The following is a 16,439-nucleotide window of genomic DNA, read 5'->3' on the forward strand; positions in this document are numbered from 1 at the left end:
ACAAGGCCTCAAAGAGCGCTCAGGGCGCGGTCTAGCGTGTCAACGAAGAGGTCGGCGTGGTCGCGGTTGAACACCAGCGGCGGCCGCAGTTTGAGAATGTTGTCGCCGGCGCCGATCTTGCTGATCAGCACGCCGTTTTCACGCATGTCGTTCACCACTTTTCGTGCTTCCGCGCCGGCAGGCTCCTTGCTGGCGTGGTCGCGCACCAGTTCCATGGCGAAGAACAACCCTTTGCCGCGCACATCACCGATGATCGAATGCTTGCCGGCCAGCCCTTGCAGGCGCTGCTGCACATAGGCGCCGACGGATTGCGCGTTGCGCAGCAGCTGTTGCTCTTCAATCACATCCAGCACCGCCATACCAACCGCCGCCGCCACCGGCGAACCGCCGAAGGTGTTGAAGTACATGGCGCTGCGCCCGAACGATTCGACCAAGGCCTTGCTGGTGATCAGCCCGGCCAGGGGGTAGCCGTTGCCCATTGGTTTGCCGAGGGTGACGATGTCCGGCACCACGTTGTGGGCCTGATGACCCCACAGGTGATCGCCGGTGCGGCCGAAGCCGGATTGCACCTCATCGGCAATGAACAAACCGCCCGCCGCGCGAATCAACTCAGCGGCTTTATTCACGAAACTCGCCGGCAGCCGTGGCAAGCCTTCGTTGGCGAACAGCGTGTCGATCAGCAGCGCGGCAGGGCGAATGCCTTGCGCCTGCATCGAGGCGATGGCGGCTTTGATATTGGCGGCATATTCCTCCGCCAATTGCGCTTCAGTGGTGCCGGCGGGCGCGTGGTACAGGCACGGAATCGGCACGGCGCGGGCATGGGCGGCGAACGGTTCCGGCGACGGCAACGCGGTGGTCACTTCGGCCAACGAGGCCGAGTTACCGTGGTAGTTGTAATCGCTGACGATGATGCCGGTGCCGCCGCTGGCGAAGCGCGCCAGGCGCAGCGCCAGTTCGTTGGCTTCGCTGCCGGTGCAGGTGAACATCGCGGTGTCGAGCGGCTCGGCGAAGGTTGCGGTCAGGCGTTCGGCGTATCGCACCACTTGCTCGTCGAGGTAGCGGGTGTGGATGTTCAGCGTCATCGCCTGACGGTGCATCGCTTCGACCACGTGCGGGTTGCAATGGCCGACGCAGGGCACGTTGTTGTAGACGTCGAGGTAGCGCTGGCCGTCGACGTCGTACAGCCACACGCCTTCACCGCGCACCAGGTGCAACGGCTTGTCGTAGAACAACGGTGAAGCGCTGCCAAGGACGCGATGGCGGCGTTGCAGGAGCGTGTCTTCAGGCATGGTCTGGAACCTCAAGGTCGGCGCTGCGGGCGGGCATCCGGGCGCGCAGCAGGAAGTTGAAAATGCACAGGACGAAGGTCACCGCCAGGGCGATCAGCATCATCATGTCGAGTTGGAAACAGGCAGCGATCACCACCAGCGTCAGGGCCAGGCCCAGCCACGCCACCACGGTGCCGCCGGCCAGACGGAACGGGCGCGGCAGGTCAGGCTGGCTGCTTTTGATGCGCAGGTACGCGCCGAAAATGAACAGGTAGCAGACGTTGAGCAGCAGCACGACCGCGAGCATCACTGTGGCCGGGTCGACGGCGGACATCGGCAGGCCGATCGCACCGATCAGCAGCAAGGCCGGGAACGGCGTGCCGCGCTTGCCGGTCTTGCCCAGCCACTGCGGGAACAAACCGTCGCGGGCCATGGCAAACAACTGGCGCGAGGCGGCGTAGATCAGCGAGAAGAACGTGGCGATCAACCCGAACACCGCGCCGCAACCCACTACCTTGGCCAGCCACGAAGCGTCGCCGTAGACGTTGGTGCTGGTCATCGCGGCGTACAGCGGATCGCCCGCAGAACCGACCAGTTCGACGCCACCGGCGCCCGGTGCGCAGACCAACACCACCAACGCGGTCACCAGCAAGGTGCCGATGGCGGCGAGGATGCCCCGTGGCATGGTGCGGCCAGGGTTATGCGCTTCTTCCGCCGCCGAGCCCGTCTGCTCGACGGTGATGAACAGCCAGATCGCGAAGGGCACACACGCGAAGATCCCGCCGAGGCTGACGGCTGGGCCGGTCAGGGCCGCCGGCATCGTCAACAGGTTCGCCATTTCGACGTGCGGCGCCATGGCCACGCCAAAGGTCAGCAGCGCGACGACGGCGATAACGCCCGCGATCATGGTCAGGCCCATGGCCTCACCGACACCACGCAGGTGGATGCCGATAATCACCGCGAACAAGGCGATTTTCACCGGCCAGCCACCGAGGCCGAAAATCGATTCGGTGTAGGCGCAAATGAAGGTGGCCGCCGCACCGGTGCCGATGGTCAGCGCTATCGCGCAGGCGACGCCGACCAGGTAACCCACAAACGGCCCGAAGGCGCTTTGGGCATAGACGAACACGCCGCCGGCGCTGGGCAATGCGGTCGACAGTTCGGCGACGCACAACGCCAACCCGCCGCACAGCAGCGCCATCAACACCGTGGCGATCAGCATGTTCATCCAGCCGCCGGCCATCAAGCCGAAATTCCAGCCGGAGAACTGCCCGGCCACCACTAACGCAATTCCGAGGCCGGCAATCTTTGGCCAGCCCAACGCACTTTTCTTAAGCACAGAAGTCTCCCGCGACCCTAGGGTCGATTTGTTGTTTTTGGGGGGTAGAAAAGGGGATCGGTTTTGATACTACGCGGGGGTGGGGGTGGGGCTTGTTTGTGCGTATGCCATCTGGTTGTTTGTGGATGCCAGAATTGGTTGGGGGGGTGCTCAGGGGGACCGCGTTATCGTTCTTCGCGAGCAGGCTCGCTCCCACATTGGACCGCGTAGGGCCGGACAACGCGGTCAACTGTGGGAGCGGGCTTGCTCGCGAAAGCGGTGCCCGTTCGCAGTGCTGTTTAAAGGTGTTTAAGGATACTTCCGGAAAGCTACAACGCCTTGCGCCATTGCCTACGACTACGCCAGAATCCGCCGGCTTGTGCGCTTTGGACGCCCTCGGTAACTTGATTCCCGTCACTGATTCTCAGTGATCGGGTTTAGTAGCCCGAGGATTTGAAGGCTGCACAAGTGTCTGTCAGACAGGTATTTCCATGCCTGTATTTGATGGTGGCTGTGCGCAGGGCGTCCTCGGACGCGCCGGCTTTGCCTTCGTTCCCGGTCTACTAACCTGTGTACAGCCGCCACCCCTCGTATTAGTAGCGAGGCGTGGCTGCCCGATAAGGACGAAGGTAAATATGTTCAAGGTAACGCCAAATCCGCCAGACACAGATCCGGCATCCCCCTACGAATCAGTCGATTCAAAGAAATTCCACGAAGCCGCCGAACGCGCCCTCGATCACTACCTCAACCCCGGCGCCATCAAATCCCCGGCCACCCGCAAACCCAGCACGATGTTCATGCTCGCACCGAATCTGCGGGACGAAGACCTGTTGGCCCACACCTGTGAGACCTTGGCCCAGGCCAGTGTCATGACCAGCGATTTCGCGGGGTACCTGGAAGGGCCGCATCGGCACACGGCCATGGCGATCCAGCAGATCATCATGCTGGCGGAACTGGCGGCGAACCGGATGATGGATAACGTTGAGGTGCCGAAGTAATACGCTGAGACCGCGTCATCGTTCATCGCGGGCAAGCCCGGCTCCCACAGGTTTTGAGGTGATCACAAAATGATTGAACACTATAAAACCTGTGGGAGCGTGGCTTGCCCGCGATGGCATCACCTCCGTCAAAAGTGAATCAAGACCGACACATCAACGCATTCCAATACTGCACGCCCCTATGTAAGACCGTCCTGTCAGCACCTTCTGATTTTCCTCACTCTGCGACTTAACACCCCAACGGCTGTGTACTTTGTCCGCAAGGACCCATTGTCGAGAGAAAGAGTATGGATAAGTCTTCAAGGAAAACCGTTACGGACAGTGCACTCAAACAAGCCCTGTTAATGGTTGATCTAACCGAATCAAGCACTCCCGATCACGCCGTCCGGCTGCTGCTGAATGAAGTCCTCCAAGGACTCGCTGAAAAAGGCTGGCCCCAAGCTCAACAGCAGACAGGGCCGAGGATTGTGTCTGCTGAGGAAAATTACGGTTTGCTCGGTTATGACCCGGCAGAAGTCACGCTCGGGAGTGAACATACACGTTGGGTCGATGAGTGCTCGCTATTACGCACGCAAACCACCAGTCAGATTCCAGCAGCGCTTCAGCGAGCCGCTCAAATGCGGCAACCGGGGCAGATGATCTTGCTCGCTGCGCCGGGAATTACCTTCCGTCGCGATAGTCGGGATCGTTGGCATTGTGCTGAACCACATCAAATGGATATCTGGGTGCTGGGTGATCCGGAACTGTCCACGCATGAGCATCTATTGCGTCTGGTTGGCGATATTCTCAATTCCGCCGTTCCTGAAAAAAACTGGGTCTACAGCGACAGTCCTCATCACTACACAGAGGGCGGAATTGAAGTGAATGTATTGAATGACGGTGCACAAGTCGAAGTGCTGGAATGCGGTCGTATTGCGAGGTCTTTGCTGGAACGCTTGAAGATCGACCCGCTGCGTCATGGGGGGCTGGCACTTGGAATGGGACTGGATCGACTGACCATGTTACGCAAAGGCATCCCGGATATTCGCTTGTTACGCGATCAGAACACGCGAGTGCAGGCGCAGATGCATGATCTGAATGCATGGACTGCGGTATCTCGTTTGCCGTCGATTGCTCGTGACATTTCGTTGGCGGTAACGCCGGGGCTAAGCGAAGAAGTGTTGACCGAAAGGATGTTGCTGGCTGCGGGTGATAGTTCTGACTGGATCGAAGAGATGCAGATCAAGGGGCGTTGGGATTTCTTGGATTTACCCTCGCAGGCCATTGAGCGACTTGGGATGCTGCCGGGCCAGGAAAACGTGCTTTTGCGTGTGGTGTTGCGTGATTGCTCGCGATCAATCACTACCGCTGAGGCGAATGCGTTGTATGCGGACATTCAGGCGGCGATGCATGAAGGGGCGCCGGGGGCGGGTTATAGAATGGATCTTCCTAATGTTTGACATTGAGCGGCCCCAGTAACCACTCAAACTCCGCGTCATCGTTCATCGCGGGCAAGCCACGCTCCTACAGGTTTTGTAGTGTTCAAACATTTTGTGATCACCTCAAAACCTGTGGGAGCCGGGCTTGCCCGCGATGGCGGTGGGTCAGGCGACACCCATCTCAGATCCGAAAACTACCCACAAGCTGATTCAACCGATCCGCCTGCCGCTCCAGCTCAGTACACGCCCGCAACGTCGATTGCAGATTCTCCACCCCTTGCTGATTCAGGGTATTGATCTCGGTAATGTCGACATTCAACGCCTCAACCACCGACGTCTGTTCTTCCGTCGCCGCTGCTACCGACTGGTTCACATTGTCGATCTCGCCAATGCGCTGCGTCACGCTGCTCAAGCGTTTACCGGCCAGGTTGGCGATGCTCACGCTTTCCTCGCTGTGCTGTTGGCTTTCGGTCATGGTCGTCACCGATTCGCGTGCGCCGATTTGCAGCTCTTCAATCATTTGCTGAATCTCCGCCGCCGACGTTTGCGTACGCCCGGCGAGGCTGCGCACTTCGTCGGCGACCACTGCAAAACCTCGTCCCGCTTCACCGGCGCGGGCGGCTTCGATAGCGGCATTGAGCGCCAATAAATTGGTCTGCTGCGAGATGCCCTTGATCACTTCGAGAATGTGCCCGATGTTCACGGTTTTGCCGTTGAGCACTTCGATGTTGGCGCACGAGGTGCTGATTTTGCCGGACAGTTCGTTCATCACCTGGATCGTGCGCTCCACCACTTGGCGACCGTCCTCGGCTTGTTGCCGCGCAGCCGAAGCCTGTTGCGAAGCATCGGACGCGTTATGTGCGATCTCCTGCGCGGCGGCACCCAGTTGATTGATCGCAGCGGCGACGCTGTTGGTGCGGGTCGATTGTTCGTCGAAGTTGCTCAGCGATGAGTTGGAGGCGAGCAGCACACGCTTGGCCCCTTCGTTGACACCGAGCGCTGCCGAAGACACTTCGCGGATCGAATGATGAATACGTTCGACAAAGCGATTGAACGCCGTCGCCAGTTGGCCGATTTCATCCCGCGATTGCACCGACAGGCGCCGGGTCAAATCGCCTTCGCCGAGGGAAATATCTTCCATCACCCGCGTCAGCAGTTGCAGCGGCCGGGTGATGCGAAACGCCGCATACCAGATCAGCATCAACCCAATCAGTGCCGAGCCACCGCCCAGCAATAATTCCAGCGCGGTGCTTTGCACGCCTTGCGCGTCGAGTTCGTTTTGCAGTGTGGTCACCGGGGCCAGCAACACGTCTTGCGGCACGCCGACCAGCACGCCCCACGGTGCAGCGCCGGCAATCGGCGCCAGCGGTTCGAGGACGTTGATCTGCTGCTGGTCGACAAACACTTTCGCTTGGCCCTGACGCAGCGCGTCCATCACCGGGGCATCGTCCAGCGGCTGCCCGAGGCGGCTGACGTCCTGGCTGTTGGCGGAAATCACCCCGCGCGGGCTGACGATGCTGATCTGCCCGTGGCCGTCGAACAGTTGATGCGCGCTGGCTTCGCTGTTGTGTTGCAGGGCGGCGAGGTTGATGTCGAGGCCGACCACGGCGATGACTTTGCCGTTGTCCATCAGCGGGAACGCAATGCTGGTCACCAGTTTGCGGCTGCCGGAGGCTTCGTCGAAATACGGTTCCAGCACGCACGCCTGGCGGGTGTCGCGGGCGCAGGTATAGAAGGCGTTGTACGGCGCGCCGCTGGGGCCGGGGGAGGTGTTGGCGAGCAGGGCTTCGTCACCGATCACCGCTTGCAGTTCGCCGGGTTTGCTTTGCACCCAGTACAGGGAGAAGCGGCCGGTCTCGTTGCTGCCGGTGTCCGCCTGGTTGGCGAACGTGGCGTCGGCGCCATCGAGGGCGTCGGGTTCGAAAATGACATAAAGCCCGAGCAGGTCGGGCTTGTCGATCAGGGCCTGGTGTAGCTGGGTGCTCAGCTCCTGGCGCAGTTGTGGGCGGGTCAGATGACCCTGCTGTTGCAGTTGCCGCAAGTACAGCAAATAGCGCGACAAGCCTTGGCCGTATTCATGAGTCTGCATGAAGGTGCGTTGCACCTGCATCGCCTGCACGGTGCCCAGCGCCTGCATGTGTTCCTTGGCGGCGTTGGCGAGCATGTCGCTGCTGGCCTTGGCCACTTGCTGGCTGCTTTGATGAGTTTGATACAGCGACAAGCCCATCAGCAGCCCCACCACCAACAACAGGCAGAGGCCGGCGAGCAGGGCGATCTTGCTCTGGATCGTCAGAAATCTTGAGTGCATTGGAAAGGCCTTTTTCCTTGAAACACATTAATGCTGCAAACGCGATCTGTAGAGGCTTGCGCAACCTGTGGGAGCGAGCCTGCTCGCGAAAGCGGTGTATCAGGCAACACACATGTCGACTGACACTCCGTCTTCGCGAGCAGGCTCGCTCCCACAGGGATTGCGCCGGTTGCTAGATGATTTGCGTCGGACAAAACCTAGAACGTAGTGGCGAACACCACTTGGCTGTAGAGGTTTTTGTCGTTGTTGCCCAACTGGGTGCCACCCTGTTCGGCGCTCTTGTCCGGCTGGTACAGACCCACCAGCGGCATCACCGTCAGGTGCTCGTTGACGTGCCATTCGGCGTACAGGTCCACCTCGTGGCCATCGGTGTTGCCGAGGTTGCGGTCGATGGTGTCGTAGTTGAAATACATCACGCCGACGTTGAGGTTTTCCAGTGGCGAAACCTTCATGGAAACGTTCTGGATGCGCGAGTTGCTGTTGAACGGCCCGGCATAGTTACCCGCCACTTCACCCTGGAACCATGTGCCGTAACCGCGGCTGAAACCGTAGAACAACGTGTCGTAGTTTTCCGAGAAACGGCTGTAGCGATAGCTGACATACGGCGTCCAGAGGGCGTCGGAAAAGGTCCAGCCGGCTTCCAGGTACCAGGCGTCTTCGTTGCCGGTGTGCGGTTTGTCCTGCTCGGCGTATTCACCGGACAGGAACAGGTTTTTCACCCCGGCATTGCCGGTGGCGCGCAGGCTGTAGGTCTTCATGCCGTCGCGTTCAGCTTGCAACGGGGACGCGTATTGCTCGTCGACATCGGTGGTGTCGATGTAGGTCAGGCCGACGGTGCCGGCTTCGGCCACGTGCTCAAGGGTGCCGACGTACATTTCAGTCTTGGCCTGGGCGCGGTTATCCGACTTCAGCCACATCAGGTCGCTGCGCCAGCCTTGTTTGCCACCGAGGCGCAACACGGCGGTTTCGTCGAAGGCTTTACGGGCGGCGAGGTAGTAGGCGCCGCCGCGATTGAATTCGCCGTCGGCCAAGCCCTTGCCCATGTTCAGCGCGTCGCCGTCGATCAGGAAGCCGTCGCCGACCACGATGTTCTGGCGGCCGAAGGACAGGTCGATTCCGTCATCACCCATCGCTTCAAACAACTTGCCCGAGCGCCAGCCGAGGTAGGCGTCTTCGAACTTGGTGGTGCGTTCCGAACCGTCGCTGAAACCGGCGGCATCGCCGTCGCCCCAGGTGCCGGAGCTGAGCATGTTGCCGGCGCCATAAGCGGTACCAAAACCGGCCAGGCCTTTGTCGAAGCTCAGGCCGTACTTGACGTAGCCCTCTTGCCAGGACGAGGAACCTTCACTGAGACGGCCCGACAGTGCGTAGTTTTCCTGGCTGTGGAAAGCGCCGAACACCGCTTCCAGCGTGGCGTTCAGATGACTGTCGTCATTGGCATAGAGTTCGTAGGCATGGGCCTGGGAGGCACTGATCATCAGCGCGAGCGTCGAGAGACGAAGCAAGGGGGACTTGAGCATGGTGTGGCATCCATTCTTGTTCATGACCACAGGGTTGAGGTCTGTTTCGATACTAAGGCGCGGAACTTTTTCGGCCTTTTGTGTGGTTGCCAAAGAGTTGCCTGTGCTTGCCAAAATGCCCGGTTTGGCAGGCCAGCCAACACGACTGGCACGCAGGGCAAAGCCTGCGCGTCACTGACCGCTGACAATCCGTCTCAACCCTGCTGTCGCTTCCCTTCACGGATTTTCAAGGTCGCTTTCTTATGTTCACTTCGCAGAAATTCTCCCTCATCGGTGTGCTGACCCTGGCGCTGGCGCAAACCGTCGTTGCCGCTGACTGCGCGCCGGATCAGGGCCACGGCGCCCAGGTCTTCGCCAATGAATGCGGGGTCTGCCACTCCGTGAGCAAAGGCATGGCCGGGATGATGGGGCCGAACCTTTCGGGCGTGGTCGGGCGCAAATCCGGCTCGCTCGAAGGCTTCAGCTACTCCCAGGCGATGCGCAGCAAAGACGTGACCTGGCAAGCCGAAACCATCACGCAATTGATCACCCAACCCCAGGCTTATGTGCCCGGGACCTACATGCCCTACATGGGGCTGGCCTCCGCTGATGATCGTCAGGCAGTGGTCTGCTATCTCAAAGAACAACGCTGAACAGCCGGATTCTCAGGCTGACCCCCACGTTTGAATGACAGGTGAATTATGAGCAACGTTGAAATTCTGCCGCAGGTTGCCGCCTTCCTTGACCGCCGCCATGGCTGCTTTATCGATGGCCAATGGGTGTTGGCCGATGGCCCGACCATTGCCGTGGTCAACCCGGCCACCGGGCAAACCCTGTGCGAAACCCTGGACGCGCCGCTGGACGTGGTTGAGCAGGCCGTGCAGTCGTCCCATAAAGCGTTCAAATCCGGTGTGTGGTCGGGCCTGCGTCCGGCCGACCGCGAACGCATCCTGCTGAACTTCACCGCACTGGTTGAAGCGCACGCCGAAGAACTGGCGCAACTGGAAACCCTGAGCCAGGGCAAGTCGATCAACATGGCCCGCGCCCTCGACTTGAACGCGACCGTGGAATTCATGCGCTACATGTCCGGCTGGGCGACCAAGATCGAAGGCCAGACCTTCGACGTGTCGATCCCGCTGCCGCCGGGCGCCAAGTTCACCGCGTTCACCAAGCGTGAGCCAGTGGGCGTGGTGGTCGGGATCGTGCCGTGGAACTTCCCGCTGCTGATCGCTGCCTGGAAACTGATGCCGGCGCTGGCCACCGGTTGCACGGTGATCATCAAACCGGCGATGGAAACCCCGCTGACCGCCATGCGCCTGGCTGAGCTGGCGCTGGAAGCCGGCATTCCGGCTGGCGTGTTCAACGTCGTCACCGGTGGCGGTGCTTCGGTGGGCGGCGTGCTGACCGCGCATCCGCTGGTGAGCAAAGTGTCGTTCACCGGTTCCACTGCGGTGGGCAAAAGTGTCGGCGTGGCCTGCATGGAAAACATGACGCGCTTCTCGCTGGAGCTGGGCGGCAAAAACCCGATGATCGTGCTCGCTGATGCCGACATCGAAAAAGCCGTGCAAGGCGCGATCCTCGGCGGTCTGCTGAACAACGGCCAGGTTTGCGCAGCGGCGTCGCGCTTCTACGTGCACCGCTCGATCCACGACCAATTCGTCGAAGCGCTCGCCGCTGCGGTCTCCGCCATGCCAATCGGCGCGGGCATGAACTGCAACGCCGCGATCAACCCGCTGGTGTCGCGCAAGCAGCAACAAAGCGTGCTCAAACACATCGAACTGGCCCGCCGCGAAGGCGCGCGCGTGGTGTCGGGCGGTGAGTTAGTGGAAGGCGAGGGCTTCTACGTGCAGCCGACCATTCTGGCCGACATCGACCACAGCATGGCCGTGGCCCGTGAAGAAGTATTCGGCCCGGTGCTGGGCGTGATGCCATTCGACGACGAAGACGCCGTGATCGCGCTGGCCAACGACAACCGCTACGGCCTGGCCGCCAGCCTGTGGACCAATGACCTCGGTAAAGCGATGAACCTGGTGCCGCGTATCGAGGCCGGTACGGTGTGGGTCAACGCCCACGTGCTGTTGGACCCGGCGATGCCATTTGGTGGCGTCAAGCAATCGGGCATGGGCCGTGAGTTCGGGCGTGCGGTGATTGAGGCGTATACCGAGTTGAAATCGGTGTGCATCGCGCATTGATTTAGTGAATTACAACGGCCCCTGCAATGGGGGCCGTTGGCTTGCCTGACTAACGGCGACAGGGCCGACGTGGAATCCATTGCTTCCGGTTAATAGGAAGCATTACTATTCACGCCTCGTTCCCACAGCACACCGCAATGACCCCCAAGCTGCCCCGCAGACACGGCTTTTTCGAGCATTACGAAGAGTTGGTTGGCACCTGGACCCGTCGCCTGAGAAATCGTCAGCAGGCCGAGGATCTGGCCCACGACACCTTCGTGAGGGTGCTTGAGTCGAATTCGGCGGCGGTGGAGCAGCCTCGGGCCTATTTGCACCAGACCGCGCGCAACATCGCGGTGGACGGTTATCGGCGGGAGGATCGACGGGGCGCCATGGAGTCGCAGGCGAATGATCTCAGTGTGTCGTCGACCGGCGACCCGGAGCAGTACATGCAGGCGATCCAGTTGGCCGATTCCATCGAACGGGCGCTCACCGAGCTGCCGCTCAATTGCCGCAAGGTGTTTGTGTGGCAAAAGATCGAAGGCCTGACCCAGGCTGAAATCGCCGAACGCCTGGGGCTGTCCAAGAACATGGTGGAAAAGTATATGATCCGCACGTTGCGGCATCTGCGCGACCGCCTCGACGGGTTGCAACCATGATCGGCAACGCCTTCTCATCCCCAGCTCAACAGGAACTTCCATGATGGATACTCGTGATTGTGCGTGCGGGCATGCAACCGTTCGGGACGACGCGGCGCGCTGGTTTGTGCGGATGCAGGAGCCGGCGGTGGACGTCGTCGAATACCGGCGCTTCGAGGCGTGGCTCGGCGAACACCCTCAACATCGAGAAGAATTCGAAGTCCTGCAAGGCTTGTGGACGGCGGCTGATCTGGTGCCGGCCGCGCGCTTGCAAGCGTTATGCGAAAACCCGCCAGTCCGCAAATCACGCCAGTCGTGGGTGCGTTACGCGGTGGCCGCGAGTGTGGTGGCCGTGGCGCTGGGCCTGGGCTTGTTCAGCGGTTTGAATCATCCGGCGCCTTACACGGCCGAATATTCCACTGCGTTGGGTGAGCGCCGTCATGTGGCGTTGCCCGACGGTTCGGTGATCGACTTGAACAGCCGCAGCCGCATTCAGGTGAAGTTTGAAAAAGACCGGCGCGGCATTGAGCTGATCGAGGGCGAAGCGATGTTCAGCGTCGAGCACGACACCAGCCGACCGTTCGTGATCGATGCTGGCAATGGTCTGGTCACGGTCACCGGCACGCGCTTCGATGTGCGCCGTGATCTCAGCGAAACCCGAGTGGCGGTGGAACAGGGCACGGTCAAGGTTCAGGGGCAGGGCGCCGAATTCGTCAGCCTGAGCGCCGGCCTCGGTACGCGCATTGACGCCCAAGGGACTGTCGCGGCGGCCTACGCCGTCAACCCGGCAGAACTGACCGCGTGGCGCAGCGGCAAACTGGTGTTCAACAACGCCAGCCTCAGCGAGGTAGCGGCCGAAGTGTCGCGCTATCGCGAGAAGCCGCTCACCGTCGGCAGCGACAAAGTCGGCAACCTGCGCCTGACCAGCGTGTTCAAATCCGACAACACCGACGCACTGCTCAAGGCCCTGCCGAGCATCCTGCCGGTGGCCGTGCGCACCCTCGATGACGGCAGTCAGGAAATAATTTCCAAATAATTTCCAAACCGATTCAGGTTTTTTTCGAGTTCATCGTCTTCTTGTCCAACTGCAACTGGTTTGCATTAACAAACGCATTCGTTTGCGATCCACAGGACATTGTTCGACGTGAATAACACCTCTGCCAAAAACAACAAAACCCATTGGTTACCGCTGGCGCTCGCCTTGGCGGTCAGCGCCGCGCTGCCCCAGGCGTTCGCCGCCGGTGGCATTCATATTCCGGCGCAACCATTGGGCGAGGCCTTGAGTGAGCTGGGCCAGCAGTCTTCGTTGCAGGTTTTTTTCAGTCCTGAACTGGTCGCCGGCAAACAAGCCCCGGCCGTCGACGGCGACATCTCGCCGGAAGAGGCCTTGCGCCAATTGCTGCAAGGCAGCGGCTTGCAATACCAGATCGACGAAGGCTCGGTGACCCTGACCCCGGCACAGACTTCCGCTGTTGCGGGTCCGATTGAACTGGGCATGACCGACATCAAAGTGGTCGGTGACTGGCTCGACGATGCTGATGAGACCCTGGTGCAGAATCACCCCGGCGCGCGAACGGTGGTTCGCCGTGAAGCGATGATCGAGCAGGGTGCGATGAACGTCGGTGATGTGCTCAAGCGTGTACCCGGCGTGCAAGTACAGGACGCCAACGGCACCGGCGGCAGCGATATTTCCCTGAACGTTGGCGTGCGCGGCCTGACCTCGCGTCTGTCGCCGCGCTCCACCGTGTTGATCGACGGCGTACCGGCCGCGTTTGCGCCGTACGGCCAGCCGCAATTGTCGATGGCGCCGATTTCCTCGGGCAACCTCGACAGCATCGACGTGGTGCGTGGCGCCGGTTCCGTGCGTTATGGGCCACAAAACGTCGGTGGCGTGATCAACTTCGTGACGCGCGCGATCCCGGAAAAAGCCACCGGTGAAATCGGCACCACCCTGGAAACTTCACAGCACGGTGGCTGGAAACACATCGACACCGCATTCGTCGGCGGCACCGCTGACAACGGCATCGGCATGGCGCTGTTGTATTCCGGCGTCAACGGCAACGGTTACCGCGAAAGCAACAACGGCAACGACATCGACGACGTGATCCTCAAGACGCATTGGGCACCGACCGATGTCGATGATTTCAGCCTCAACTTTCACTATTACGACGCCAGTGCCGACATGCCCGGCGGCCTGACGCAGGCGCAATACGACGCCGACCCGTTCCAGTCCGTGCGCGACTACGACAACTTCAGCGGCCGCCGCAAAGACGTGTCGTTCAAGTGGGCGCGGCAGATTGACGACCGTACCCAGGCCGAAGTGCTGACGTACTACACCGACAGTTTTCGCGGCAGCAACATCGCCGCCCGCGACCAGAAAACCCTCAGCTCGTACCCGCGCAGTTACTACACGTTCGGCATCGAACCACGGGTGTCCCATGTGTTTGACGTGGGCCCGACCACGCAGGAAGTCAGCGTCGGTTATCGCTACCTGAAGGAAGCGATGCACGAAGAATCAAGCCGTGTCGCGCTGGTGAACAATCAGCCGGTGCTGACGCCGTCCTCTGACGGCCATGTGTTCCAGGACCGTACCGGCGGCACTGAAGCCAACTCGGTGTACATCGACAACAAAATCGACATCGGCAACTGGACCGTGACCCCGGGCATCCGCTTCGAACACATCAGCACCGACTGGCACGACCGCGCCGTGCTCGATACCGCCGGCAAGCGTGTGCCGGAGAAAAACCGCAGCATCGAAAGCAACGAGCCGCTGCCGGCCCTGAGCGTGATGTACCACCTGTCTGAAGAGTGGAAGCTGTTCGCCAACTACGAAACGTCGTTTGGCAGCCTGCAGTATTTCCAGCTCGGCCAGGGTGGTATCGGCGACAACACCGCCAACGGCCTGGAGCCGGAAAAGGCCAAGACCTATGAGGTCGGCACGCGCTACAACAACGACGTGTGGGGCGGCGAAGTGACGCTGTTCTACATCGACTTCGATGATGAACTGCAATACATCAGCAACGACGTTGGCTGGACTAACCTCGGCGCGACCAAGCACCAGGGTATTGAAACCTCCGTGCATTACGACATGACTGCGCTCAACCCGATGCTCGATGGCCTGACCGCCAACGCCGGTTTTACCTACACCCGCGCCACTTATGAGGGTGAGATTCCAGGCTTCAAGGGCCGTGACCTGCCGTTCTACTCGCGTCAGGTGGCCACTGCCGGGCTGCGTTACGACATCAATCGCTGGACCTACAACCTCGATGCGTTTGCCCAGTCCAAGCAGCGCTCGCCGGGTACGGGTGTGAATGCCGATGGCAGCTTCAACGGCAACTACATCACCGAAGGTTCGGCGGACGGACAGTTTGGCGATATTCCGGGTTACGTGACCTGGAACGCGCGCGCTGGCTATGACTTTGGTTCGCAGTTGTCGAACCTGAAGCTGGGCGCGGGGGTGAAGAACATCTTCGACAAGCAGTATTTCACCCGGTCCAGCGACAATAACTCGGGGATGTACGTGGGGGCGCCGCGCACGTTCTTTGTGCAGGCCAGTGTGGGGTTCTGATAGACCGAGTCGCCTTCTTCGCGAGCAGGCTCGCTCCCACCTTGGGTCTGTGTCGTTCACACATCCCCTGTGGGAGCGAGCCTGCTCGCGAAGCTTTTAAGCCTTCAACACCTTGCCGCCAATGGCCACCGCCACCAGCAGCAACGCCATCAACCCAAAGGCAAAACTCAAACTGCTGCCATGGGCGATAAACCCGATCAGCGCCGGGCCGGCGAGGATCCCCGCATAACCCAATGTGGTAATGGCCGGCACAGCGATGTGTTCGGGCATGACCGTCTGTTTGCCGACAGCGGTGTACAGCACCGGCACAATGTTCGAACACCCCGCACCCAACAACGCATACCCCACCAGCGCTGTCTCCCAGGCCGGTGCGAACGTCGCCAGCGCCAGGCCCGCCGCAGCCGTCAGCCCGCCGAACACCATCACCCGCGTGGAACCCAGGCGCCGGACTATCCGGTCACCGGTCAAGCGCCCGGCCGTCATGGTCAACGCAAACGCCGCATACCCCAGCCCGGCATACGCGGTATCGATCCCGCGCTCTTGCGTCAGGAACACCGCACTCCAGTCGAGCGCCGCGCCTTCGGCGAGGAACACGATGAAGCACATCCCGCCGATAAACAGCACGATGCCATGGGGCACGGCAAACGCCGGGCCGGTGCTTTCGCTGCCGTAAGGCAACAGGTGCGGCGCCGCTTTCAACAGGGCCAGCAACAGCACGGCAATCACCACCAACATCGCGCCCAGCGGTGAAATCCCAAGGCCGAGCAAGCCACTGACGCCCGCCGCGCCGACGATCCCGCCGAGGCTGAACATCCCGTGAAACCCCGACATCATGTTCTTGCCGCTGGCCCGTTCGACGATCACCGCTTGCAGGTTCACCGTCGAATCCACCGTGCCCAGCCCGGCACCGAACATGAACAAGGTGGCGATCAACGCCGGCACTGACGACACCGTCGCCAGCAACGGCAAGGCCGCACAGATCAGCAGCGTTCCACCCGCTGCCACGCGACGGCAGCCGAAGCGTGACGCCAGCAGCCCTGCCATTGGCATCGCCAGAATCGACCCGACCCCGAGGCACAACAGCAGCAGACCGAGCGTCCCTTCATCCAGCCCGGCCCGTGCCTTGGCGTAGGGCACCAGCGGCGCCCAGGCGGCGATGCCGAGACCGGCGATGAAGAAGGCGATGCGGGTGGACATCTGCTCCAGACGGCCGGGGATGACAGGCGCGGGAGTGTTGAGGGCAGTCATGGAAG

General features: G+C 61.0%; 12 protein-coding genes and 1 pseudogene. 7 read left to right on the forward strand and 6 right to left on the reverse strand.

The features are described from left to right. Positions 1–8 precede the first annotated feature (8 nt). On the reverse strand, positions 9–1,289 hold the full coding sequence (locus ACWKV5_RS19530; protein ID WP_483842625.1) for an aspartate aminotransferase family protein: 1,281 nt from the start codon (positions 1,287–1,289) through the stop codon (positions 9–11). Continuing rightward, entirely contained in the window at positions 1,282–2,607 is a 1,326-nt protein-coding gene (locus ACWKV5_RS19535; protein WP_483842626.1) for an amino acid permease, read from the reverse strand. Before ACWKV5_RS19535 ends, ACWKV5_RS19530 begins: the two co-directional genes overlap by 8 nt. 614 nt (positions 2,608–3,221) lie before the next feature. Here ACWKV5_RS19535 and ACWKV5_RS19540 point away from each other — a divergent pair. Both ACWKV5_RS19540 and srmL read left to right on the forward strand, forming a co-directional pair. Continuing rightward, positions 3,222–3,584 carry a DUF6124 family protein gene (locus ACWKV5_RS19540; protein WP_483842627.1) on the forward strand — a complete coding sequence of 121 codons (363 nt, stop codon included), beginning with the start codon at positions 3,222–3,224 and terminating at the stop codon, positions 3,582–3,584. A gap of 287 nt (positions 3,585–3,871) precedes the next feature. After that, on the forward strand, positions 3,872–5,023 hold the full coding sequence (gene srmL / locus ACWKV5_RS19545) for a PheS-related mystery ligase SrmL (protein WP_483842628.1): 1,152 nt from the start codon (positions 3,872–3,874) through the stop codon (positions 5,021–5,023). 160 nt (positions 5,024–5,183) lie between these two features. On the opposite strand, the gene ACWKV5_RS19550 is transcribed toward srmL, so the two are convergent. From ACWKV5_RS19550 to ACWKV5_RS19560, 3 genes and pseudogenes are all read right to left on the reverse strand, one after another. After that, on the reverse strand, positions 5,184–6,014 hold the full coding sequence (locus tag ACWKV5_RS19550) for a methyl-accepting chemotaxis protein (RefSeq protein ID WP_483842765.1): 831 nt from the start codon (positions 6,012–6,014) through the stop codon (positions 5,184–5,186). A 27-nt stretch (positions 6,015–6,041) separates the two neighbouring features. After that, positions 6,042–7,310, reverse strand: a pseudogene (locus ACWKV5_RS19555) (methyl-accepting chemotaxis protein); the annotation flags it as partial. Between the two features lie 197 nt (positions 7,311–7,507). After that, positions 7,508–8,830: an alginate export family protein gene (locus tag ACWKV5_RS19560; protein WP_483842629.1), complete on the reverse strand. Its 1,323-nt coding sequence runs from the start codon at positions 8,828–8,830 to the stop codon at positions 7,508–7,510. 242 nt (positions 8,831–9,072) lie between these two features. Here ACWKV5_RS19560 and ACWKV5_RS19565 point away from each other — a divergent pair, with 242 nt between their 5' ends. The 5 genes from ACWKV5_RS19565 to ACWKV5_RS19585 all read left to right on the forward strand — a co-directional run bounded on the left by ACWKV5_RS19565 (position 9,073) and on the right by ACWKV5_RS19585 (position 15,186). Beyond that, a complete protein-coding gene (locus tag ACWKV5_RS19565; RefSeq protein ID WP_483842630.1) occupies positions 9,073–9,462 on the forward strand; it encodes a c-type cytochrome in 390 nt (129 codons plus the stop codon). 48 nt (positions 9,463–9,510) lie between these two features. Continuing rightward, entirely contained in the window at positions 9,511–11,001 is a 1,491-nt protein-coding gene (locus tag ACWKV5_RS19570) for an aldehyde dehydrogenase family protein (protein ID WP_483842631.1), read from the forward strand. Positions 11,002–11,138: 137 nt separating this feature from the next. Then, positions 11,139–11,639, forward strand: coding sequence for a sigma-70 family RNA polymerase sigma factor (locus ACWKV5_RS19575; protein WP_059182462.1), 501 nt, complete (start codon positions 11,139–11,141; stop codon positions 11,637–11,639). Between the two features lie 40 nt (positions 11,640–11,679). Beyond that, complete coding sequence (locus ACWKV5_RS19580) at positions 11,680–12,654, forward strand: FecR family protein (protein ID WP_483842632.1); 975 nt, start codon at positions 11,680–11,682, stop codon at positions 12,652–12,654. Between the two features lie 108 nt (positions 12,655–12,762). Then, the gene (locus ACWKV5_RS19585) at positions 12,763–15,186 is read left to right on the forward strand and encodes a TonB-dependent siderophore receptor (RefSeq protein ID WP_483842633.1); all 2,424 of its coding nucleotides are present in this window, start codon (positions 12,763–12,765) and stop codon (positions 15,184–15,186) included. A 96-nt stretch (positions 15,187–15,282) separates the two neighbouring features. Here the strand turns inward: ACWKV5_RS19585 and ACWKV5_RS19590 are convergent, their stop codons facing one another. Next, complete coding sequence (locus ACWKV5_RS19590; protein ID WP_483842634.1) at positions 15,283–16,434, reverse strand: MFS transporter; 1,152 nt, start codon at positions 16,432–16,434, stop codon at positions 15,283–15,285. Positions 16,435–16,439: the final 5 nt, after the last annotated feature.

The organism is Pseudomonas oplopanacis (genome assembly GCF_057128725.1).

Bases quoted from the DNA above. Each gene is read 5' to 3' on its own strand.
- ACWKV5_RS19530 (WP_483842625.1), bottom strand. From the start codon at position 1,289: ATGCCTGAAGACACGCTCCTGCAACGCCGCCATCGCGTCCTTGGCAGC.
- ACWKV5_RS19565 (WP_483842630.1), top strand. From the start codon at position 9,073: ATGTTCACTTCGCAGAAATTCTCCCTCATCGGTGTGCTGACCCTGGCG.
- srmL (WP_483842628.1), top strand. From the start codon at position 3,872: ATGGATAAGTCTTCAAGGAAAACCGTTACGGACAGTGCACTCAAACAA.
- ACWKV5_RS19570 (WP_483842631.1), top strand. From the start codon at position 9,511: ATGAGCAACGTTGAAATTCTGCCGCAGGTTGCCGCCTTCCTTGACCGC.
- ACWKV5_RS19590 (WP_483842634.1), bottom strand. From the start codon at position 16,434: ATGACTGCCCTCAACACTCCCGCGCCTGTCATCCCCGGCCGTCTGGAG.
- ACWKV5_RS19560 (WP_483842629.1), bottom strand. From the start codon at position 8,830: ATGCTCAAGTCCCCCTTGCTTCGTCTCTCGACGCTCGCGCTGATGATC.
- ACWKV5_RS19580 (WP_483842632.1), top strand. From the start codon at position 11,680: ATGATGGATACTCGTGATTGTGCGTGCGGGCATGCAACCGTTCGGGAC.
- ACWKV5_RS19575 (WP_059182462.1), top strand. From the start codon at position 11,139: ATGACCCCCAAGCTGCCCCGCAGACACGGCTTTTTCGAGCATTACGAA.
- ACWKV5_RS19540 (WP_483842627.1), top strand. From the start codon at position 3,222: ATGTTCAAGGTAACGCCAAATCCGCCAGACACAGATCCGGCATCCCCC.